The organism is Mycobacterium sp. NGS18, assembly GCF_059813185.1.
In genome coordinates, this window is the sequence record NZ_JCALEC010000005.1 from 198,611 (window position 1) to 220,404 (window position 21,794).

A 21,794-nucleotide genomic window follows, 5' to 3' on the forward strand; every position below is an offset into this window, starting at 1 on the left:
GCCCGAGCTGTCGGTGCCGCGGTTTATGGTGGCCGCGATGGGACTGCACCTGCACCGCGCCGAGCGCACCGACGTCCTCGCCGACCGCCTGGGCGCGCTGTTGGCGACGCCGCCGGCGGATCCGTTCGCCCAGGAGCTGGTGTTGGTGCCGGCGCGCGGGGTGGAACGCTGGCTCTCCCAGCGGCTGGCCCATGTGCTCGGCGCCGGGTCCGGGGGTGACGGGGTCTGCGCCGGGGTCCAGTTCCGAAACCCGATCTCGTTGATCGCCGAGATCACCGGCGCCGGCGACGACGATCCGTGGTCGCCGGATGCGATGAGCTGGCCATTGCTGTCGGTGATCGACGCCAGCCTGGATGAGCCCTGGTGTGCCACGCTGGCAACGCATTTGGGCCATTTCCACACCGGTGACGACGCGCAGGTGCGGTGCGGCCGGCGCTACGCGGTGGCGCGGCGACTGGCCGGGCTGTTCGCCTCCTACGCCCGCCAGCGCCCGCAGCTGCTCGCCGACTGGCTCGACGCGGCGCCGGGCGATCTGGACGCCGATTTGGCCTGGCAGCCGCCGCTGTGGCGGGCCCTGGTCGCCGCCGTGGGTATCGACCCTCCGCACGTCCGCCACCAGCAGACCCTGGCCCGGCTGCGCCAGGCGCCCGCCGAGACACTGCCACCGCGCCTGTCGCTGTTCGGCCACACCCGACTGGCGTGCACCGACATCGAACTGCTCGGTGCGCTGGCCACCCACCACGAGCTGCACTTGTGGCTGCCGCACCCCTCGGATCGGTTGTGGCAGGCGCTGAGCGGAGTGCACGGGGTGGTTCCGCGCAGCGAGGACACCAGCCGCACCGCGGCCGAGCACCCGCTGCTGCGCACGCTCGGGCGTGATCTGCGCGAGCTGCAACGCGGGCTACCGCAGCCGGATACCGACGAATACCTGTGCAGCTCACCGAATCCCGACACGCTGCTGGGTTGGCTGCAGTCGGATCTGGCGACCAACGCGATCCGACCCGAGGGGCGGGTGCTCGCCGAAACCGACCGGTCGGTGCAGGTGCACTCCTGCCACGGCCCGGCCCGGCAGGTCGACGTGCTGCGCGAAGTGCTGCTGGGCCTGCTGGCCGACGACCCGACGCTGCAGCCGCGCGACATCGTCGTGATGTGCCCGGATATCGAGGCCTACGCGCCGCTGATCGTCGCCGGCTTCGGGCTCGGCGAGCTGGCCGGGGAGAACCACCCGGCGCATCTGCTGCGGGTCCAGTTGGCCGACCGGGCGCCGGTGCAGACCAATCCGCTGCTGGGCGTGGCCGCCGCGCTGCTGGACGTCACCGACAGCCGGGTGACCGCCAGTGCCGTGCTCAACCTCGCGCAGGCGGCGCCGGTGCGGGCCCGGTTCGCGTTCACCGACGACGACCTGGAGGTCATCACCGGCTGGGTGCGCAGCGCCAACATCCGGTGGAGCTTCGATGCGGCGCACCGGGAACCGTACGGCCTGGCCAAAATTCAGCACAACACCTGGCGGTTCGGGCTGGATCGGATTTTGACCGGTGTCGCGATGTCCGATGACTCGCGGGCCTGGCTGGACACCGCGCTGCCGCTCGATGATGTGGGCAGCAATCAGGTGGAGCTGGCCGGGCGGCTGGCTGAGTTCGTCGACCGATTGCAGACCGCAGCTGACGCGCTCACCGGGGCGGCGCCGCTCAGCGAGTGGATCACCGCCCTGCTCGACGGGGTGGCCGCGCTGACCCGGGTCTCCGCCGACGACGGCTGGCAGGCCGGCCAGTTGCACCGGGAGTTCACCGACGTGCTGGCCCAGGCCGACGCGCGGGCCGACACCGAGCTGCGGTTGCCCGATGTGCGCGCGCTGCTCGCCGGGCGGCTGGCCGGCCGCCCGACCCGGGCGAACTTCCGCACCGGCGGGCTGACGGTGTGCACCCTGGTTCCGATGCGCTCGGTGCCGCACCGGGTGGTGTGCCTGGTCGGGCTGGACGACGGGGTCTTTCCCCGGGTCGCGCATGTCAACGGCGACGACGCCCTGGCCCGGCGGCCGCACACCGGCGAACACGACCCGCGCGCGCAAGACCGGCAGCTGCTACTGGATGCGGTGGGGGCGGCCACCGAGACACTGGTCATCACCTACACCGGCGCCGACGAACACTCCGGCAAGACCCAGCCGCCGGCGGTGCCGCTGGCCGAGCTGCTCGACGCGCTGGACGCCACCACCGGCGAGCCGGTACGGCACCGCGTCATCGTCGAACAACCGTTGCAGCCGTTCGACATTCGCAACGTCACGCCCGGGGCGCTGGGCCGTCCCGGCCCGTTCACCTTCGATCCGACCGCGCGCACCGCCGCCGAAGCCGCCGCCGGCAAACGCAGCGAACCCCCGGAGCAGTTCACCGCGATCCTGACGCCGCCGGCCGGCGATGTGGAACTGGCCGAGCTGCTGGCCTTCTTCAAAGACCCGGTCAAAGGCTTCTTCCGCGCGCTGGACTACACGCTGCCGTGGGAGGTCGACGGCGTCGAGGACGCCATGCCCGTTGAGATCGACGGCCTGGCCACCTGGGGCGTCGGCGACCGGATGCTCACCGACATGCTCAGCGGCATGCACCCCGACGACGCGGCCAACGCCGAGTGGCGCCGCGGCACGCTGCCACCGGGGCGGCTCGGGATGCGAACCGCCTGCGAGATCCGCGATCTGGCCCGCACCCTGGCCGAGGCCGCGATCGGCCACCGCCGCGGCGACCCGGCCGCCTACGACGTCGACGTCGATCTGGGCGGCGGGCGCCGGCTGTCCGGCACCGTCCCGGGGGTGTACGGCACCCGCACCGTGTCGGTCACCTATTCCAAACTGGCGGCCAAACACGTGCTGCAGGACTGGATTGCGCTGCAGGCGTTGGCCGCCCAGCATCCCGGCCAGAGATGGTCGGCGCTGTGCATCGGCCGCGGCGGGCGCACCCCGATCAGCCAGCGGCTGTTCGGCCCGGGAGCGGATCCGCGGGCGGTGCTGCGCCAGCTGGTGGCGATCTACGACGCCGGCCGCCGCGAACCGATCCCGCTGCCGCTGGCGACGTCGTGCGCCTGGGCGGAGGCTCGGCGCGACGGCGATGACCCGCTGTGGAAGACCCGCTTCGTCTGGGGCGGCACCTACGGCGATTGCACCGACAAGGCGGTCGCCAAGGTGTGGGGCGCTAACGCCCCGCTGAGCCGGCTGCTCGGTCCCCCGCGGCCCGGTGAGGAGATCGACGGGGAGGGCACCCGTTTGGGCGCACTGGCGGTGCGGCTGTGGGCACCGCTGCTGGCCGCGGAGGGACAGCCATGACGCGCAGCTTCGACCTGTTGGGGCCGCTGCCGGAAGCCGGCTCGACGGTGGTGCTGGAGGCCAGCGCGGGCACCGGCAAAACCTTCGCCCTGGCCGGTCTGACCACCCGCTACCTCGCCGACGGGCTGGCCCGCCCGGACGAGCTGCTGCTGATCACCTTCGGCCGGCTGGCCAGCCGCGAGCTGCGGGACCGGGTGCGCACCCTGGTCGCCGGGGCGCTGGCGGTGCTCGGCGGGGCGCGGGCCGCCGCCAACGACCTGGAGCGCTACCTGCTCGACGGCCCCGCCGACCTGCGCAGCGCCCGGCACGACCGGCTGCGGGATGCACTGGCCGATTTCGACGCCGCCACCATCGTCACCATCCACCAGTTCTGTTCGCTGGTACTGAAATCCCTCGGGGTGGCCGGTGACACCGACGAGACCCTGACGCTGCTGGAGAGCCTGGCCGATCTGGTCGGTGAGATCGTCGACGACCGCTACCTGGCGCACTTCGGTCACGCCGAGGGTCCCCCGCCGTTCAGCCGTGACGAGGCACTGGCCCTGGCCGCCAAGGTGGTCGAGGAGCCCGCCGCACAGCTGCGCCCGGCGAACCCCGACCCCGGCTCGGCGGCCGCCGCACGACTGGACTTCGCGAGAGAGGTGCTGGCCGAACTGGCGCACCGCAAACGCCGCCACGGCATCCTCGGCTACACCGACCTGCTCACCCTGCTGCGAGATGCGCTGCGGCGCAGTGATTCCGATGCGGCCGAGCGGATGCGCCGGCGCTGGCCGATCGTGATGGTCGACGAATTCCAGGACACCGACCCGGTGCAGTGGGAGGTGATCGACGCCGGCTTCCGCGGACATTCGACGCTGGTGTTGATCGGCGATCCCAAGCAGGCCATCTACGGTTTCCGCGGCGGCGACATCTACACCTACCTGGCCGCCGCCCGCAACGCCGACGACCATCGCACCCTCGACACCAACTGGCGCAGCGACTCCGACCTGGTCGACGCCCTGCAGGTGGTGCTGGGCGGGGTGCAGCTGGGCCATCCGGAGATCGTGGTGCCCGCCGTGCAGGCCCACCATCGCGGGCAGCGGCTGGCCGGGGCGCCGCACAACGCGCCGTTTCGGCTTCGAGTGGTCGACCGGCCCACCGTGGGCTGCTCGGCCGTCAAGGACATCCCGATACCCGCACTGCGCGAATATATCCCGGGTGATCTGGCCGCCGACGTCGCCGCCCTGCTCGGTTCGGCGGCGACCTACGACGGGCGACCGATCACCGCCGGGGATGTCGCGATCCTGGTCGAGCGGCACGAGGACGCCGCGCTGTGCCGGGACGCGTTGACCGCGCTGGACATTCCGGTGGTCTACACCGGCGATGCGGACGTGTTCGTCTCCCGTGCGGCCGCGGACTGGCTGTGCCTGCTGGAGGCGTTCGACGCCCCGCACCGCAGCGGCCTGGTGCGGGCCGCGGCGTGCACGATGTTCTTCGGCGAGACTGCCGAGACCCTGGCCGCCGGCGGGGACGACCTCACCGACCGGGTGGCGCAGACGCTGCGCGAGTGGATCGACCACGCCCGGTTGCGCGGCATCGCCGCGGTGTTCGAGGCGGCCAAACTGGCCGGGATGGGCCGGCGGGTGCTCAGCCAGCGCGGTGGCGAGCGGCAACTGACCGACTGCGCCCACATCGGGCAGCTGCTGCACGAGACCGCGCACGCCGACCGGCTCGGGCTGCCCGGCCTGCGCGATTGGCTGCGCAAACAGTGCGAGGACCGCACCAGCCGCGCCACCGAACGCAGTCGCCGGCTGGACAGCGATGCCGGGGCGGTGCAGATCATGACGGTGTTCGCCGCCAAGGGGCTGCAATTCCCGGTGGTGTACCTGCCGTTCTTGTTCAACCGGTTCATCGGCGATAAGGGCGACCTGCTCTATCACGAGCCGGCTGCCGACGGCTCCGAGACGCGCTGCCTGTATGTCGGAGGCGAGGACGGCCCGGATCGGGGTCGCGCCAACCAATTTCACCACGTCGAGGAGGCCCTGGATCACCTGCGCAACACCTACGTCGCGCTGACCCGCGCGCAGTCGCAGGTGGTGGCCTGGTGGGGCCCCAGCCGCGACGAGGCCAACAGCGGGCTGTCCCGGCTGCTGCGCGGCCGCTCGGTGGGCAGTGTCGAAGTGCCGATCGGCTGCGTGCCGAAGATCAGCGACGACGACGCATGGGCGGTGTTCCAGACGTGGCAGGACGCCGGCGGACCGGTGGCCGAGCACTCCGAGGTGGTGCAACCGACGCCGTTACCGAGGCCGGCGGCCCCGAAAGACTTGGCGGTACGGCACTTTCACCGATCCATCGACACCGGCTGGCGGCGCACCTCCTATTCGGCGCTGATCCGCGGCGCCCAGGCCGAAGCCGAAAGCGGGGTGCGCAGCGAGCCGGAGACCCACGCCCGCGACGACGAGTCCGAGGACGTCACCGTCACCGAGGCGGCCCCGCCCACCGGCGCGGAGGTGCGCTCCCCGATGGCGGATCTGCCCGGCGGCACGACGTTCGGGTCGCTGGTGCACGCGGTGCTGGAGACCGCCGACCCGTTCGCGGCGGACCTGGCCGCCGAGCTGGCCGCGCAGGTGCGCGACCACGAGCCGTGGTGGCCGATCGGTGTCGAGGCCGACGAGCTCGCCGCGGCCCTGGTGCCGATGCACGACACCTCGCTGGGGCCGCTAGCCGAAGGGGTGACGTTGCGCCAGATCGGGCTGCCGGACCGGTTGCGGGAGTTGGAGTTCGAGATCCCGCTGGCCGGCGGCGATGTCGCCGGTGCGGCGCCGCAGGTCCGGGTCGCCGACGTGGGCGCACTGCTGCGCGAACACCTGGCCCCCGGGGACCCGTTCGCGGTCTACGCCGACCGGCTGCTCTCCGACACGCTGGGTGGGCAGTCGCTGCGCGGCTACCTGTCCGGTTCGCTGGATGTGGTGCTGCGCCTGCCCGATCAGCGCTATCTGGTGGTCGACTACAAGACCAATCAGCTCGGTGAGACCGCCGCCGACTACAGCTTCGCGCGGATGACCGAGGCCATGCTGCACTCGGACTATCCGCTGCAGGCGCTGCTGTATACCGCGGTGCTGCACCGGTTCTTGCGGTGGCGCCAGCCGGGTTACGACCCGCAGCAGCACCTGGGCGGGGTGCTGTACCTGTTCGTGCGCGGCATGTGCGGGCCGGACACTCCGATTCTCGACGGGCATCCGGCCGGGGTGTTCAGCTGGCGCCCGCCGGCCGCACTGGTGATCGCGCTGTCCGATCTGCTGCATCAGGGGGTGACCGCGTGAGCATCGATGACCCGCTGTCGTGGCGGGTGGCGCGGTCGGCCACCGGCATCCTGCGGGAGTTCAACGACGCCGGCGTGCTGGAGGCGGCGGACGTGCATACCGCCCAACGGGTCTGCGCGCTGGGCGGCGAAGCCGACGCATCGGTGGCGCTGGCAGTCGCTTTGGCGGTGCGGGCGCTGCGCACCGGGTCGGTCTGCGTGGAGCTGGCCACCGTAGCGGCAAGCACCGAGCTGCCGGAGCTGGCCTGGCCGGAACCGGCGGCGTGGCTGGCCGCGGTGCGCGCCAACGCACTGGTCACCAAGCAGGTGCTGCGCCTGTACGCCGATCGACTGCTCTACCTGGACCGCTACTGGCGCGAGGAGGAGCAGGTCTGCGCTGATCTGCTGGCACTGTCCACCCCACACGCCGGGCCGGCCGAGCCGGCGGCGCTCGAGCGGCTGTTCCCGCCGGACTACCACGAACAGCGCAGCGCCGCCGAGATCGCGCTGACCCAGGCCGTCACCGTGCTCACCGGCGGGCCGGGCACCGGCAAGACCACCACGGTCGCCCGGCTGCTGGCGCTGCTGGCCGAGCAGGCCGAGGGGTCGGGCCGCCCGGGTCTGCGGATCGCGCTGGCCGCACCGACCGGCAAGGCCGCGGCCCGGCTGACCGAGGCGGTCGCCGGTCAGGTCGCGGATTTGGATCCGGTGGATCAGGCCCGGCTGGCCGGATTGCAGGCCCGCACGCTGCACGCGCTGCTGGGGTCGCGGCCGGGCAATTCGTCGCGGTTCAAGCACAATCGGGCCAACCGGCTGCCGCACGACGTGATCGTGGTCGATGAGACGTCGATGGTGTCGCTGACGTTGATGGCCCGGCTGCTCGAGGCGGTGCGCCCGACCGCCCGGCTGATCCTGGTGGGTGATTCCGACCAGTTGGCGTCGGTGGAGGCCGGGGCGGTGCTGGCCGACCTGGTGGAGGGGTTGGCGGCGCGGCCGGGCACCCGGGTGGCGACGTTGCGGACCGCGCACCGCTACAAGAAGCCGATCGGTGAGCTGGCGGCGGCGATCCGCGAGGGCGACGGTGACACCGTGATCGCGCTGCTGGGCTCCGATGATGAGCACCGGGAATGGATCGACGTGGCCGGCCCGGCCGCCCTGGCCGACAAGTTGGCGCAGATCGCGGTGCCGCACGCGCTGCGGGTGCGCCAGGCGGCGCTACTGGGTGACGCCGGTGAGGCGTTGCGCAATCTCGACGAGCACCGGCTGCTGTGTGCGCACCGCGACGGCCGGCACGGGGCGAACCACTGGAATCGTCAGGTGCGGCGCTGGGTATCCGAGCAGACCGGGGATCCGGCGTGGGCGGACTGGTATGCCGGGCGGCCGCTGCTGATCACCGCCAACGACTACGGACTGGGAGTGCGCAACGGCGACACCGGGGTGGTCACAGCGCGCGCCGATGGGCTGCGCGCGGTGATCGCCACCGCGGCGGGCCCGGTGGATTTCGCCACCGGCCGGCTCTCCGATGTGGAGAGCATGTATGCGATGACCATCCACAAGAGCCAGGGCAGTGAGGCCGACGTGGTGACGGTGCTGATGCCGCCGGTCGAGTCGCGCCTTTTGACCCGGGAGCTGTTCTATACCGCGGTGACCCGCGCCAAGCACAAGGTGCGGGTGGTCGGTTCCGAGGAGGAGATCCGTGCCGCGCTGGATCGGCGGGCGGTGCGGGCGTCGGGGCTGTCGTTGCGGCTGCGCGAGGCATGATTTCGATCGTGTACTACAAATTGGTAGTACAATACGAGGATGCCTGAGGTGCCCGTCCGTGAGCTGAACCAGAACACCGCCGGTGTACTGGCTCGGGTCAAGCGTGGCGAGCATCTTGAGATCACCGAGCGGGGCACGGTTGTCGCCCGGCTCGTCCCAGCCCAGGACAGTCCACTAGCCGAGATGATCAATGCTGGGCTACTTCAGCCGGCGACCGTCAGCGGGCCGGCGCCTCGCCCAACGGGTCCTATTCGTACCGATCACGAGGCCGGGGAACTGCTCCGCGAGATGCGGGACGACGAGCGCTACTGATGCTGTACCTGGACACGTCGGCTCTGGTAAAGCTCATCCGCCGTGAACCGGAAAGTGATGCACTCGCCGATTGGCTTGGCGCGCAAGAATCCACACCATGGGTCTCCTCAACATTGATCGAGGTGGAACTACCTCGCGCTATCCGACGGGCGGAGCCATCATTGCTGGCCGATGTCCCAGCCATGGTGGCACGGGTCTCCCGCTATGAGGTGAACGATGTGGTTCGAGCCGCCGCCGCGGCATATCCCGATCCGGCATTACGGTCCTTGGATGCCATTCATCTGGCCACCGGCCACGCGGTTTTCGGCGCCAGGTTGACGGCGTTTGTTGGTTATGACCAACGCTTGCTCGACGCCGCCGGCGCCCTCGGCCTGCCGACCGCTTCCCCGGGCCGGTAGACGCCCAAGACCTGTCACACCCCCGGATTACCGTCGTGACCATGGGAAAGCGCAAGCAGTCGAGCAGCGACGGAACGGGCTTCGCCATCCTGGTGTTCATCGGGCTGCTGTGGTGGCTGCGCTGGGTCATTCTGGCCGGTGCGGTGATCGCCCTGACGGTGGTCGTCGCCCGGTGGCGGATCCGCCGCTACGCCGCGCACCGCACCGCGGAACAAGCCCGCCTCCGCGAGATCCGCCATCGCGCCGAATTGCAGAATGCCCAGGTCCTGCGGGGTGATCCGCACGGGTTCTACGGGCAGTACCCGCTGCCCGACCGGGAGTTGATCCCGCGGTGGTACCGGCCCGGGTAGGCACGTCGCCGGCGGCCAACCATAGGGATCCTTGCCCGCCTTTGAGCGACAAGCCGCCACGGCTGAGGGTGGTGTGCGTGCCACACTGGCATCCATGACGGACTCCGGCGATACCCGGGTCGCGGTGTACCTCGACTTCGACAACATCGTGATCTCGCGCTACGACCAGGTGAACGGACGCAGCTCCTTTCAGAAGGACAAGGCCAAGGGCCTGACCAAGCATCCGGATCGGCTCGCGCGCGCCACAGTCGACGTCGGGGCGATCATCGACTTCGCGTCGTCGTTCGGGACGCTGGTGCTCACCCGCGCCTACGCCGACTGGTCGGCCGAGGTCAACACCGGCTACCGGGCGCAACTGGTGGGGCGCGCCGTCGATCTGGTGCAGTTGTTCCCGGCGGCCGCCTACGGCAAGAACGGCGCAGATATCCGGTTGGCCGTCGACGCGGTCGAGGACATGTTCCGGCTGCCGGATCTGACCCACGTGGTGATCGTGGCCGGCGACTCGGACTACATCCCGCTGGCACAACGCTGTAAACGCCTGGGCCGCTACGTCGTCGGGATCGGGGTGGCCGGGTCGACCAGCCGTGCACTGGCCGCGGCCTGCGACGACTTCGTCAGTTACGACGCACTGCCCGGCGTGCCGGTGTTCGAGCCCGCCCCGGCCGACCCCGACGCAGAACCGAAACGGCGCACCCGGCAGGCCACGAAGGAACCCGACGAGCCGCCGCCACCGGATCCGGTGGACACCGCCACCGCACTGCTCACCCGCGCGTTGCAGATCGGCCTGGAGAAGGACGATGTCGAGTGGCTGCACAACTCGGCAGTCAAGGCGCAGATGAAACGGATGGACCCGTCGTTCAGCGAGAAAGCCCTGGGCTACAAGTCATTCAGCGATTTCCTGCGGTCCTACTCGGACCTGGTGGAGCTCGACGAGAGTTCGACGACGCGGATGGTGCGGCTGCGCGAGTGAGGATAACTACCCTTCTGCGGCCACCAAGGACCGCAGCTGCACGTCGGGGTTGTCGCGCTGGAAACCCTGCAGCCGCCAGCTGTTGGAGAACAAGGCCAGGTGCACGCCGTCGGTGCGGGTCATGACTTCGGCCAACGACTGCCTGCCGACGAAGTCGACATCGCCCGGGTCCACAATCCGCGCGACCTGATACGGCAGCGGCTCCAGTGCGATCGGCGCACCGATCTCGGTGGCCATCCGGTGTGCCGCGACCTCGAACTGCATCGGGCCGACCGCGGCGAGCACCGGAGCCTGATCGCCGCGGCGATCCGAGCGCAGCACCTGCACGACGCCCTCCTGATCCAACTGCTCGATGCCGCGGCGGAACTGCTTGTGCTTGCTGGGATCGACATTGCGGGCCACCGAGAAGTGCTCGGGTGAGAAACTCGGGATCGGCGGATATTGCACGGGCACATCGCAATACAGGGTGTCGCCGGGGCGCAGGGCGGCGGCGTTGGCCAGCCCGATCACATCCCCGGGCCAGGCGGCGTCCAGCGTGGAGCGCTGCTGGCCGAACACCGACTGCGCGTACTTGGTGACAAAGGGCTTGCCGGTCGCGGCGTGCGTGAGGACATCGCCGCGTTCGAAGGTTCCCGAGTACACCCGCGCGAAGGCGATGCGATCACGATGCGCGGAGTCCATGCCGGCCTGCACCTTGAACACGAAGGCGCTGAACGGCGCGTCGGTGGGGCGCCGATTGCCGTCGACGTCGAGCGCCCCGCTGGGCGGCGGCGCCAGCTCGGTGAGTACGTCGAGCAGCTGGTTCACCCCGAAGTTCAGCGCCGCCGAGGTGAACAGCACCGGGGACGCCGTGCAGTCCAGGAACGCCTCGCGGTCGAAGTCGGAGCCGTCGGCGCTCAGCAGCTCGCACTCTTCGACCGCGGTATCCCAGTCCGCGCCGGCCGCCTCATGCGCATCGGCGGCGGCGATGTGCTCTTCGGGTGCCGCGGTGGCGCCACCAGCGGTCCGGGTGAACCGGATGAAGTTTCCCGAGCGGCGATCGAGTACCCCGTGGAAGTCCCCGGCGATGCCGACCGGCCAGGTCAACGGGGTGGGGCGCAGCCCGATCCGGGTGTGGATCTCGTCCATCAGTTCCAGGGCGTGCCGACCGGGGCGGTCCCACTTGTTGATGACGGTGATGATCGGGATCCGGCGGTGCCGGCATACCTGGAACAGCTTGAGGGTTTGGGGCTCAAGGCCTTTCGCGGCATCGATGAGCATGACCGCGGAGTCGACGGCGGTCAGCACCCGGTAGGTGTCTTCGGAGAAGTCGGCGTGACCGGGCGTGTCGAGCAGGTTGATGACGCAGTCCTGCCCCCGGGCGGTGCGGTAGGGGAACTGCAGGGCGGTCGAGGTGATGGAGATGCCCCGGGCTTTCTCCATCTCCATCCAGTCCGAGACGGTGGCGCGGCGACCGGATTTGCCGTGCACCGCGCCGGCTTCGGTGATCGCCTTGGCATGCAGCACCAGCGCCTCGGTCAAGGTCGATTTACCGGCGTCGGGATGGCTGATCACGGCGAAGGTTCTGCGGCGGCCCGCTTCGGAATCCAGGGCGTTGTCGGTCATGGCGCCAGCGAGTGTATTGGGGGTTGGTGCACGCTCAATACAGCGGCCCGCCGCCGAACAGGTTGCGGTGGGAGTCGGGCTGGTTGCCTTCGAGGTCGGTGACGCCGTAATCCAGCGCGGTCTCGGCGGTGACCAGGGTGTGTCCGCTGCGGGCCGCGATGTCCGGATCGTCGGCCAGCGCGGCGATGACGCGGCCGATGAACTCCGGCGTTTCGGCGTTGGCCAGCGGAAAGCCCTGGAAGTTGTCCAGGCCGCGATCCATGAAGCCCTGCATCACTTCGTTTTTCACCAGCCCGGGCCACAGTGACAGCGCGCTCACGCCGGTGCCGCCCAGCTCGACGGCCATGTCGGCGGCCATCTTGTCCAGCCCGGCCTTGGACATGCCGTAGAGCACCGAGTGCAGATGCCCGCGGGTGCCGAACGAGGAGATGTTGGCGATCAGGCCCGACCCGCGGGCCACCATCAGCTGCGCGGCGTGCACCGAGGCGACGTAATGGGCGCGCAGGCCCACGCCGATCAGGGTGTCCCAATCGCTCAGCGGGCGCTGCCAGAACTTCTCGGTGAACCCGGCGAACCCCTTCGGCGCTGCCCACACGTTGTTGACCAGCAGATCCAGCCGTCCGCCCTGCTCGTCGGCGATACGGGCGAACAGCGCGGCGATCTGGTCGTCGTCGCGGTGATCGCACGGCGCCGCGATGCCGCACCCGCCGCGCTCGGTGACGCTTCGGGCGGTCTCCTCCAGCGGGCCCTGGTGCCGCGCGGTGACGTAGACCGTCCAGCCCTGTGAGCCCAGGGCCAGCGCGATGCCCTTGCCGACGCTGCGGCTGGCGCCGGTGACCAGGGCGATGCGTGCGTCGCTCATCTGGAGGCCTCCACCACGGCGTCGCCGAGTGGGCGCACCATCGACCACAGCTGGCGGAAATGGGAGCGTGACATCTTCCAGTCCCCGTCCTCGATGACGTACTCGTCGTCGTACTCGCCGGTGAGCAGTCGCTCGGTGCGCTCAATCAGGTTGAGCTGGCGGAACTTCAGGGTCCAGCGTCCGGTTGCCCGGCCGGGGCCGGTGATGGTGATGTCGGGGTGCATCGCGTGGTGCATGTCCAAGATGACGTGTTTGCCGTCCACGGTGTGCAGCGCGATGCGGCGGAAGACCGCGGCCATCTGGTCGGCGTCGGTGAAACCGCCCAGCGGGCCGTAGTCGAGGTCGGCGCCCTTGGCGATGAAGCAGGCGCGGAAGGTGTCGGGATCCTTGGCGTCGCAGGCCCGGAGATAGCGGTGCTTGAGAGCCTTGATCGCCTCGACCTGTTCGAGGGCGGCCAGCCGGTCTTCGATGCTCACCGCTCGACCCTACGGTTTTGTCGGTGGGCGGTGCGATGGTGGGCGTAACCGAGCAGAAGGAGCCCGCGATGCGCACGATCTTGCTGGTGGCGTTCAGTCTGGGTCTGGTTTTTCCGGCGGTCGCCGCCGCCGAGGTCCCGCAGCCGCCGTGCGCGGCGTTCGACACCTGCCGCTATATGCCCAACCCCTGGTACGACGGTCCGCTGATGCCGACCTGGAATCTGCCGGGGGTCTACGGCGGCCGCACCACCCTGCCGGTGATGTGCGACCCGCAGACGTATTCGTGCCGGACGTATGTGCCGGGGACTTAGGTAGCGGCGGAGTCAGATCGCGACGAAGCCGAGCAGTTCGGCGACCCGACGTTGCGCCTGGTCGCGTGAGGCGAACCCCTTCTGCTCGCCGGGCTCCAGCAGCGGCGGGACCACGAGCGCGGCGACCGCCAAGTGCCACGCGTCATTCGCACGCAGTGCGTGCTGTCGCACCAGTTTGAGGGCGTCTTCCTCCACCTGCTCCTGCCGCGCCCCCAGCACGGCCACCTTCTCGACAAGGTCGGCATCCAGCGCGGCGAGCAGACCCTTTTCATCGGCACGGCCGGACCGTGCGGCGCGAACCAGCGCACCGGAGACTTCAATGCGGGTCCAGGTACCGGTCACGGTGGCGATCTCGGGATCGGCGAGCAAGTCAGTCGCCTGCTCATGACCGTCCTCGTCGGCAAGGTAGGCCCGCGCCAGAACCGATGAGTCCAGGTAGGCGATCACGGCCGTTCGCGCTCGTCGGCGAGTAGGCGGTCGAGCTGTTCTCCCAGGCCGCGGGTCGAAGCGATCGCGCGCTGCCGGCGGGCGGCGCTCATCGGCCGGGCAGGCATCGTTCGCAGTGCGCCCGAAGCCGCGGCGGCCGCCCGGAGTTTCGCTCGCCGGTCACCGGAGTCCGCCTCGGCAGCGGCGTCGAGGATCTCGGTGGCCAGCGCATTGAGGCTGCGGCCCTCGCGCGCCGCACGGGCCACCAGTCGTCGGTGCAGGTCTTCGGGTACCCGAAGAAGAAGCTGCTTCACATCCCCGATGATAGCAATAACCATGTCTTGATATCACTGTCATCGATTCACGCCGCGCCTGCCGCGCCTCGCTAGCCGATCCCCAGCTTGCGCGCCAGATCCGGCCCGCCCACCTGGGTGATGAAGTCCGGGTCGCCGCAGACCACGAGTTGATCTCGGGCCCGCGACATTCCGACGTAGAGCCGTTCTCTGGCCCGCTCGACCGGCCCGGCGGCATCGACCACCAGCACGACGGCGCGTCGCTCTAACCCCTTGAATCCCAGCACATGTCCGTAGAAGACCTGATCGGCGTCCCAGAAACTGTCCCAGTAGGCCTGATTGCCCTGTTCCTGGCGGGCGACCTGCTCGGGGTGGCGGCTACCGGTGGTCAACAGGGCCACGTCTTCGGGACGCCAGCCGTCATCGAGCAGCTTCTCGACCTGATCGTCGCCGGTCTCCGCCGCATCAGCCCGGCGGCACGGCACGAAGTGGACCTCGGGCCCGTCGGCGCCCAGGTAGCGGATCGGGTGATCCACCAGCGGCTGGAACGTGGTGGCGATCTGGCGGGTATTGCGCAGGTTGCGGTCCAGAACGAGCGGGACCAGCGGCACCGGCGGGGTGCCCTGCCGGTCGAACACCCGCTGGCCCTCATCGCTGAACACGAACAGCCCGCCCTCTTCGTCGTCGCGCAGTGACGCCAGCACCGGGTCCCACCAGGCGTCGGCGAAGTCCTGAGCTTCGTCGACCACCACCGCGTCGAACCGTTGCCCGTCGTCGAGGTTCTGCGCCAACTCGAGCATCTGCTGCGGCAGCCGCTCCTCCCAGAAGTGCACCGACTCCTCCGGGTGCGTGGGGCCGTCGGGTGCGCCCCATTCCACACCCAGGGAATGGAATTCGCCGACGTAGGCCGGCTTCTGGCGGCGCTGCCAGGTCTCGGTGATCCGCTTGAGGTAGGACGCAAGGCCGTGCGAATAGCACAGCAGCGCAACGCGTTTCCCCTCGGATGCCAGCCGGCGCGCCTGCTCCACCGCCAAATAGGTTTTGCCGCTGCCGGCGCTGCCGCGCACCTGCACCCGGTTGAGCAGCCGGATGGCCTCTAAGATCACGGCCTGCTGCTCCGTGAGGGCGTCGGCGGCGCTGTCGTTGGCCAGCGCGCGGGCGACCACGTCGCGCTGCGGTAGGCCCCGTCCGCCCAGGACGGCGCGGAACTGGTCGATGCCTTCGGCGCCCAGCAGCGGGCGATCCAGTTCCTGGCGGATCAGCACGCGACGCAGCCGGGATGCCAGCTGCGACAGATCGTTTCGGTCGATCACCTTCCAGCGCGGACAGTCGGCCAGCTCGAAGTCGTCGGGCAGTTCGGTGTGCGGCAAGGCCACGACGTGGTCCCAGCGCAGCCGGCCCTGTGTCCAGCGGGGGTCGTACTCGATGTAGTTGCGCAGCGCATAACAGGCCCCGCGGGCCTGGCGCACGGGTTCGATCCGGCACTTCTTGCCGCCGCGCATCTGACGCCACCCGGACCCGTCGTGCCAGACTTCGCCGCCTTTGACCTCGATGCAGATGATGCCGGCGCCCTCGATCGCGACGACGAAATCGATCTCGTGGTCTTTGAGGTGGTCGGTGACGCGCTGGCCCGCGACCACGATGTCACCGTCCTGCAGCTGCTCGATCAGTGCCTGGTAGACGTGGCGCTCGGAGGCGCTGGCGAACCGCGGGTTTTCAGGTAGTGAAACGGGCACGCCGATGAGCGTGCCACGTTCGGCGACTGAGGCTGCTGCAGTTGGGGCGAATCAGCAGGCCCGGCCGGCGAAGAACGCCGCCGATACCAGACCGACGCATAACGCGACCGTCGTCTGCCCCATCAGGCCGGCACCGACGGTGGCGGTGGCAGCGGTGACGCCCAGTCCGCTCAAGAAAGTCGTCATGGCCATCATCTCCTGTGGTCTAGATCACAACCGCTATTTTGTCGTGGTCTACACCACATCATACCTCTAAGGAAAATGCCAGCGGTGTCCCATTCACCGAAAAGGCGCCAAAATTTGATGCGGCTCGCCGACCTGCACGGTCAAGCCGGGGCGGGGCTGTAGCGCCGCGTATCCTCCGGAGCGTATCCGCTGGTCAAGAAGGTGCAGCCGCGTTTTGGTCAGCAGCCGGGCCAGCATCACCGTCAGCTCGGCGGTGGCGAATGCGGACCCGATGCAGCGATGCGTCCCGCCGCCGAACGGCAGGAACTCGTACGGGGCGGGCCGGCGATACCCCGGGGCGGCGGGGTTCCAGCGGCGCGGCTCGAAGCGCAGCGGATCGGCCCACACCTCGGGGAGCCGGTGGGTGACGTACGGGCTGAAGACCAGGGTGCGCCCGGCGCGGATGCGCCGGCCGTGAAACGACAGCTCGCGGGTGACCTTGCGCGCGGAGATCACCGCCGGCGGATAGAGCCGCAGCGTCTCGTGCACGACGCCGTTGAGGTAGGTCAGATTCTTCAGGCCGGCGGCGTCGGGGGTACGGCCGCCGGTGACGTCGCGGACCTCGGCGGCAGCGGTCTGCCACACCCCGGGGGTGCTCAGCAGCGCATAGACCGCCCATCCCATTGCCGCACTGGTGGTTTCGTAGCCGGCGGCGATCAACGAGACGATCTGGTCGCGGATCTCGTCGTCACGCAACGACTCGCCGCCCTCGGTGCGCCCGGCGATCAAGGTCGCCAACACGTTGTCATCGACGCTGGGATGGGTTCGGGCGCGCGCGACCTCGGTGTAGATCAGCTCGTCGAGGCGGGTTCGGGCGGCCATCGCGCGCCGCCAGGCCGGTGTCTTCAGCCGGGCTTCGGCCTTGAGCACCTGGGGCAGCCGGTGGGTCAGGTCCATCAGCGGCTGCAACTGTTCGCCCAGGTAGTCGGCGTGGCCGGCCATCGCCTGGCCGAACAGTGCTTCGATGGCGCTGCGCCGGATCGCCGAGCGCAGCTGCGCGAAGATATCGATCGTGTCGCCGGGTCGCCAGGTGTCGATGACGGCGTCGGCGTTGGCGGCCATGATCTGCAGGTAGCTGCCAACGTGCCGCTGGTGGAATGCCGGTTGGACCAAGCTGCGGCGGCGACGGTGATCGGCCCCGTCGCTGACGATCAGGGCGGTGGGCCCGTCGACGGGCACCAGCACCTGGAAGGCGTCCCACCAGTTGAAGGCATCGGAGTTGGCGAAGACGAACTTGTTGGCCTCGGCGCCGAACAGATAGACGTAGCCGTGGCGGCCGAGGCCGGCATCGACCATCGGGCCGCGACGCCGATGCAGCGCGGCCAGCGCGTCACCGGGTCGATAGCGCACGGGCTGGGCCATGTGCGCCTCAGGGTAGTGGGCTATTCGCCGGCGGCGGAGCAGATTCCGGTGTGGGCGAGGTCCGATGCCGTGGCCATCAGCGGTTCACGCGATCATCCCGACAATCCGCGCTCGTCGTAGAGCGGCGCACCGTGGTCCAGTTGTTTAATGTCGGGGCCAATCCGGGCCGCGGTCCGACGGCCGAAGGCGAGCAGCCGAGCGGCGAGGTCATCTGGTTACAGGCGGGCCAGCCGCTCCCGTACCGCGCTCGCGACGGCCTCCTTCGGGGATTCACCGGTTATTCGGGCGATCTCGGTGACCGCTTCCTGAACCGCCGGATCGTTGATGCGCAACGCCATGATTGGTACCCCTCTACCGCTGAAACTCGTGCTACGGCGGCGGGTAACGCACTACTTCGAGGATATGGCTACTTCGCAAACGGATATCGCCCGTGATATCGCCCGTCATCGGATCTGCACGTAGTTCCCGGGCCGGATCGTGTTCTCCCCCGACCAGCGGTAGGCGGTCAGCGTCCCGTCGGCTTTGACGGCGCTGAAGTCCACGCACGCGGTGCGCTCGGTGAAGTCCTCGCCGGCAACGGGCGAGCCCTGCCGCCAGTAATGGCCGTAGAACACCGGGATGTCGCCGGTGTAGACGAACGACCCGGTGCCGTCCAGCAGTGGCAGCTCTGGCAGCGGCGGATAAGGCTCACCCTCCAAGGTGGTATAGCTACTGCTCATTACCGCGACGTCGCGCAGGGTGCGCGCGCCGCTGTCCCACCAGCGCATGCGGGCTTTCTCGCGGTCGTTGTCGTCCTTGTCCTTGTACTTGAGCTGGCCGCGCTCGACCAGGCTGATCCCGGGGCCCTTGAGCAGGACCTCGATCGCCTCGTAGAGCTCGTGTGCCTTGTCGTGTGCCGCCGCCAGATGACGCGCATCTGCAAAGGGAGCGCTGGACTCGCAGTGCTTTTCCACCACCGCCATCGAATCCTCATGCCAGCAGGCATGCACGACGCGCAGCCCGCCCAGATCCAGCCACAGCGGCATGGTGGCGAACCACTCCAGGTAGTGGCGCTGTTGGTCGTCGGTGAGCTGGTCCAGGTACGCCTCGTGTTGCCCAGTGTGCTTGGCGTTGCGGTCTCGCAGGTATTTTCCGCTGCCGGACGGGTGTTCGTGGTGGTAGCCCAGCGCGTTGAACTCGTGGTTACCCATGACGATTCGCGCGCTGCCCGCATCCACCATCGCCTTGACGACCTGCAGCACCCGCAGCTGTCCGGGGCCGCGGTCGATGAGATCACCGACGAAGACCGCCTGGCGGCTCGGGTGGCGGTATGCCCCTGCGGTCATGTCGTAACCGAGTTCGGTCAGCAACGCCTCGAGCTCATCGGCGCAGCCGTGAACGTCGCCGATGATGTCGTAACCCTGCGGTGCGGATTTAGCCAACTGGGGCCTCCCATCTCCGTGTAGTCCGATTGTTTCAGTGGGTACCGACATCGGTGATCGCCTCGCCGTCGGCTGCGGATCGACCGACTTCCCAAACCACCGTCCCGGCGTACGCTGCCAACATGCAGCGGTTCGGGCAGATCGATGGGACGTTCGAACAAGTCGCTACGGGCTTCATGGAGATGCGATCCAAGTTCGACATGACCGCGGCCGGGCAGCAGCGCATCGTCGAGCTGATCGAGACGGTCATCGACGCGCAGGGCGGCAACGCCACAGACTAACGGCGCTGCGTCCCAGGACCGCCGACCTTAAGGTGTCAACCGTGACCGATTCCTCCGACGCGGTACCGACACTTGCGGCGATCCTGACCGAGCACGGACCGGCGTCCAAGGACGACATCGCCGACCGGCTGCACGAGGCCGGGGTCGCCGACCCGGACGCCGTCATCGACGAGTTGCTCGATGAGATCAGCTGCCCGGCCCGCCCGCTGCCCGATGGCCGGTGGGTGTGGTTACCGGCGCTGCTGGCCGGGCGCGTCTTCACCCACCGACTCACCGCCGAGGAGCTCGCTCACGACCTCCTGGCGGTCGGCCCGGACCTGGATCCGATCTCCGAACTGTGCCACGACGACTATTCCGAGCTCGCCGACGGCTCACCGGTGTCGCTGGCGGTGCCCGGGTACGACGACGAGCTGCTCGAGGAGCGCCGCATCCCGCTCGAGCTGGTCGACGAGCCCGGCGCCCTGCTGCTGAGCCCGGGCACGCTGGCCAACGCGGGGGTGGCCGCCGGCGATCTGCTCGGAATCCGGTTGACCGACACGGGAATTGCGCTGGAGCCGGTCACCGCGACCACGGATGCCACGCTCGGCAATCGGCTGGCTGCTCAGCTCGACGCGGATGAATCGCCGTCGCATTTCGCCTCGGTGGTGTGGGCGGCCTGCGCCGCGGACCCCGCACTGTTCACCACCCCGGCCGCCCCGCTCAGCGAGATCGCCGACGAGCACGGGCTGGCCCGCGACGGTGGCTGGCTGGCACCGGCCGGGTTCGACTTCGAGCGGTGGCGCTTCGACGGCAAGTGCGCGCGGCTGGCCGACCAGTACGGCCTGGAAGACGACGATGCCTTCGTGCTGACCACGCTGGTCGAGATTCATGGTCGGATGGCGCAGGTCCTCGACCTCGCAATAGACGCAGACGACGAGGGGGAGGCCGCCGTCGACGCGCCCGCCGGCCCCGGGCCCGTCGACGCGCAAAACGCGGAGGTGCTCGGCGAATTTGGTGCGGCACTGGCCAATCCGGTGCTGGCACTGTCCTTGATGGAGGAGGCAACCCGTGAGGGGCGGCGGGGTGCCGCCGCGCTGGGCATCCTCGCCGAGTCGCTGCAGCCCAAGGTGCCGCGCCCGGCGCGGGTGGCGACCCACTGGCTGCAGGCGATGGCGTGCGAGGGGCTCGGCGACGTCGCCGGGTGCGAACGCGAGCTGTTGGCCGCCGAATCCTTGGACCCGGACTGGCCACTGGCGTTGCTGACCCTGGCCCGGATCGCCTCCGATCGCGGCGACGCCGAGGCGGGTTTGGGGCTGCTGCGGCGCGCCGGCGTCGGACCGGATCACCCGCTGGTGCGTCTGCTGGAACAGCATCGGGCGCAGCCGCGTACCGACGTCGGCCGCAACGAGCCGTGCTGGTGCGGGTCGGGCCGCAAGTACAAGAAGTGCCACCTGGGCAATGAGCAGCTGTCGCTGACCGAGCGGGTGCGCTGGCTCTACGCCAAGGCCCACCAGCAGGTGCTCGGCGGCGAGTGGGGCGAGTTGTTGCTGCTGGCCGGCTACGAACGCATCCGTTACGTCGAGGATGAGATCGATGATCTGGTGGCGGCCGCCAAGACCGACCCGCTGGCGATCGACACCATGCTGTTCGAAGGCGGGGCGTTCGCCGAATTCCTGGAGTTGCGTGGCGAATTGCTGCCTGAGGACGAGCGGCAGCTCGCCGAGCAGTGGCTGGAAGTGCCGCGCTCGGTGTTCGAGGTACAGCAGGTCCGGCCCGGCCACGGCGTCACCGTGCGCGACGTGCGCACCGGCGAGGTTCTCGAGGTCAGCACGCGCGGCGGCGCGCCGCAGCCCGGGCAGCTGATCTGCTCGCGGGTGCTGCCGACCGGCGAGGGTTTCGCGTTCTTCGGCGGGATCGACCCGGTGGAGCCAGACGAACGGGATGAGCTGCTCGCACTGCTTGACGACGAGCCCGACCCAGTTGAGCTGGTGGAGTTTCTGAGTCGGCGATTCGCGCCGTCGGAGCTGGACGACGAGTTCGAGGATCCGTGGGGGACAGACTGCGCCGACTGACCTGCCGGCCCGAGACCGCGGCGGGCCACCGGGGCCGATGTGACCGCGGTTCGGGACTTCGCCGCGCCGACGACGGTAGTGCCCGACGTCCGCGCGGGTGACTTGCCGGCTTGGGCCACGCGCGTACGCTGCGAGCATGCAGGACGAGGGCGGGGCTGACCGCGACGTCGGGGAGCTTGGCGACGAGCTTCGGGACTTCCGCCGGGCCACGACCGCCAGTTTCAACGCGTTGCGCGAGGACATGGTCGACATGCGACAAGAGATACGGACCAAGTTCGACCTGACCGCCGCAGGGCAACAGCACATCGCCGAGCTGATCCAGCAGGTCATCGACAGGCAAGGCGGAGCAGCCCCGACCTGAGACGCTACG

Annotated in this window: 19 protein-coding genes and 2 pseudogenes; 11 read left to right on the top strand and 10 right to left on the bottom strand. The window is 69.6% G+C overall.

Annotated elements, in window-relative coordinates; genetic code table 11:
• Nucleotides 1–37: 37 nt before the first annotated feature.
• From recC to AC5Y31_RS12285, 7 genes are all read left to right on the top strand, one after another.
• The gene (recC, locus tag AC5Y31_RS12255; protein ID WP_499980588.1) at nucleotides 38–3,307 is read left to right on the top strand and encodes an exodeoxyribonuclease V subunit gamma; all 3,270 of its coding nucleotides are present in this window, start codon (nucleotides 38–40) and stop codon (nucleotides 3,305–3,307) included.
• Nucleotides 3,304–6,606 carry an exodeoxyribonuclease V subunit beta gene (gene recB / locus AC5Y31_RS12260; RefSeq protein ID WP_499980590.1) on the top strand — a complete coding sequence of 1,101 codons (3,303 nt, stop codon included), beginning with the start codon at nucleotides 3,304–3,306 and terminating at the stop codon, nucleotides 6,604–6,606. Before recC ends, recB begins: the two co-directional genes overlap by 4 nt.
• Entirely contained in the window at nucleotides 6,603–8,345 is a 1,743-nt protein-coding gene (gene recD / locus AC5Y31_RS12265; RefSeq protein WP_499980591.1) for an exodeoxyribonuclease V subunit alpha, read from the top strand. Before recB ends, recD begins: the two co-directional genes overlap by 4 nt.
• A 39-nt stretch (nucleotides 8,346–8,384) precedes the next feature.
• Nucleotides 8,385–8,657 carry a type II toxin-antitoxin system Phd/YefM family antitoxin gene (locus AC5Y31_RS12270; protein WP_499980593.1) on the top strand — a complete coding sequence of 91 codons (273 nt, stop codon included), beginning with the start codon at nucleotides 8,385–8,387 and terminating at the stop codon, nucleotides 8,655–8,657.
• Nucleotides 8,657–9,055, top strand: a complete 399-nt coding sequence (locus AC5Y31_RS12275; protein ID WP_499980594.1) for a type II toxin-antitoxin system VapC family toxin — start codon at nucleotides 8,657–8,659, stop codon at nucleotides 9,053–9,055. The genes AC5Y31_RS12270 and AC5Y31_RS12275 overlap by 1 nt, the downstream gene beginning before the upstream one ends.
• A 41-nt stretch (nucleotides 9,056–9,096) precedes the next feature.
• A complete protein-coding gene (locus AC5Y31_RS12280) occupies nucleotides 9,097–9,405 on the top strand; it encodes a hypothetical protein (protein WP_499980595.1) in 309 nt (102 codons plus the stop codon).
• Nucleotides 9,406–9,499: 94 nt separating this feature from the next.
• A complete protein-coding gene (locus tag AC5Y31_RS12285; RefSeq protein WP_499980597.1) occupies nucleotides 9,500–10,375 on the top strand; it encodes an NYN domain-containing protein in 876 nt (291 codons plus the stop codon).
• A gap of 6 nt (nucleotides 10,376–10,381) precedes the next feature.
• Here the strand turns inward: AC5Y31_RS12285 and AC5Y31_RS12290 are convergent, their stop codons facing one another.
• The 3 genes from AC5Y31_RS12290 to AC5Y31_RS12300 are packed head-to-tail and all read right to left on the bottom strand — an operon-like array spanning nucleotide 10,382 to nucleotide 13,318.
• Complete coding sequence (locus tag AC5Y31_RS12290; RefSeq protein ID WP_499980599.1) at nucleotides 10,382–11,980, bottom strand: peptide chain release factor 3; 1,599 nt, start codon at nucleotides 11,978–11,980, stop codon at nucleotides 10,382–10,384.
• A 34-nt stretch (nucleotides 11,981–12,014) separates the two neighbouring features.
• Complete coding sequence (locus tag AC5Y31_RS12295) at nucleotides 12,015–12,842, bottom strand: SDR family NAD(P)-dependent oxidoreductase (RefSeq protein WP_499980601.1); 828 nt, start codon at nucleotides 12,840–12,842, stop codon at nucleotides 12,015–12,017.
• A complete protein-coding gene (locus tag AC5Y31_RS12300; protein WP_499980603.1) occupies nucleotides 12,839–13,318 on the bottom strand; it encodes a nuclear transport factor 2 family protein in 480 nt (159 codons plus the stop codon). The genes AC5Y31_RS12295 and AC5Y31_RS12300 overlap by 4 nt, the downstream gene beginning before the upstream one ends.
• A 68-nt stretch (nucleotides 13,319–13,386) precedes the next feature.
• Between AC5Y31_RS12300 and AC5Y31_RS12305 the strand changes: the two genes are divergently transcribed.
• Nucleotides 13,387–13,629: a hypothetical protein gene (locus AC5Y31_RS12305; RefSeq protein WP_499980604.1), complete on the top strand. Its 243-nt coding sequence runs from the start codon at nucleotides 13,387–13,389 to the stop codon at nucleotides 13,627–13,629.
• A 12-nt stretch (nucleotides 13,630–13,641) separates the two neighbouring features.
• Here the strand turns inward: AC5Y31_RS12305 and AC5Y31_RS12310 are convergent, their stop codons facing one another.
• The 7 genes and pseudogenes from AC5Y31_RS12310 to AC5Y31_RS12340 all read right to left on the bottom strand — a co-directional run bounded on the left by AC5Y31_RS12310 (nucleotide 13,642) and on the right by AC5Y31_RS12340 (nucleotide 19,092).
• The gene (locus AC5Y31_RS12310) at nucleotides 13,642–14,076 is read right to left on the bottom strand and encodes a type II toxin-antitoxin system VapC family toxin (RefSeq protein WP_499980606.1); all 435 of its coding nucleotides are present in this window, start codon (nucleotides 14,074–14,076) and stop codon (nucleotides 13,642–13,644) included.
• On the bottom strand, nucleotides 14,073–14,369 hold the full coding sequence (locus AC5Y31_RS12315; RefSeq protein ID WP_499980607.1) for a FitA-like ribbon-helix-helix domain-containing protein: 297 nt from the start codon (nucleotides 14,367–14,369) through the stop codon (nucleotides 14,073–14,075). The genes AC5Y31_RS12310 and AC5Y31_RS12315 overlap by 4 nt, the downstream gene beginning before the upstream one ends.
• Before the next feature lie 71 nt (nucleotides 14,370–14,440).
• The gene (locus AC5Y31_RS12320; RefSeq protein WP_499980609.1) at nucleotides 14,441–16,084 is read right to left on the bottom strand and encodes a nuclease-related domain-containing DEAD/DEAH box helicase; all 1,644 of its coding nucleotides are present in this window, start codon (nucleotides 16,082–16,084) and stop codon (nucleotides 14,441–14,443) included.
• Between the two features lie 51 nt (nucleotides 16,085–16,135).
• Entirely contained in the window at nucleotides 16,136–16,270 is a 135-nt protein-coding gene (locus AC5Y31_RS12325; RefSeq protein ID WP_499980611.1) for a hypothetical protein, read from the bottom strand.
• A 93-nt stretch (nucleotides 16,271–16,363) separates the two neighbouring features.
• Complete coding sequence (locus AC5Y31_RS12330; RefSeq protein ID WP_499980613.1) at nucleotides 16,364–17,671, bottom strand: cytochrome P450; 1,308 nt, start codon at nucleotides 17,669–17,671, stop codon at nucleotides 16,364–16,366.
• A gap of 92 nt (nucleotides 17,672–17,763) precedes the next feature.
• Nucleotides 17,764–18,009: pseudogene (locus AC5Y31_RS12335) on the bottom strand (type II toxin-antitoxin system VapB family antitoxin).
• Nucleotides 18,010–18,114: 105 nt separating this feature from the next.
• Nucleotides 18,115–19,092: a metallophosphoesterase gene (locus tag AC5Y31_RS12340; protein ID WP_499980615.1), complete on the bottom strand. Its 978-nt coding sequence runs from the start codon at nucleotides 19,090–19,092 to the stop codon at nucleotides 18,115–18,117.
• A gap of 122 nt (nucleotides 19,093–19,214) precedes the next feature.
• Here AC5Y31_RS12340 and AC5Y31_RS12345 point away from each other — a divergent pair, with 122 nt between their 5' ends.
• The 3 genes and pseudogenes from AC5Y31_RS12345 to AC5Y31_RS12355 form a co-directional block, all read left to right on the top strand.
• Complete coding sequence (locus AC5Y31_RS12345) at nucleotides 19,215–19,373, top strand: hypothetical protein (protein WP_499980617.1); 159 nt, start codon at nucleotides 19,215–19,217, stop codon at nucleotides 19,371–19,373.
• Nucleotides 19,374–19,414: 41 nt separating this feature from the next.
• The gene (locus AC5Y31_RS12350; protein WP_499980619.1) at nucleotides 19,415–21,424 is read left to right on the top strand and encodes an SEC-C domain-containing protein; all 2,010 of its coding nucleotides are present in this window, start codon (nucleotides 19,415–19,417) and stop codon (nucleotides 21,422–21,424) included.
• Nucleotides 21,425–21,572: 148 nt separating this feature from the next.
• Nucleotides 21,573–21,785 (top strand): annotated as a pseudogene (locus AC5Y31_RS12355) (hypothetical protein); the annotation flags it as partial.
• Between the last annotated feature and the right edge of the window lie 9 nt (nucleotides 21,786–21,794).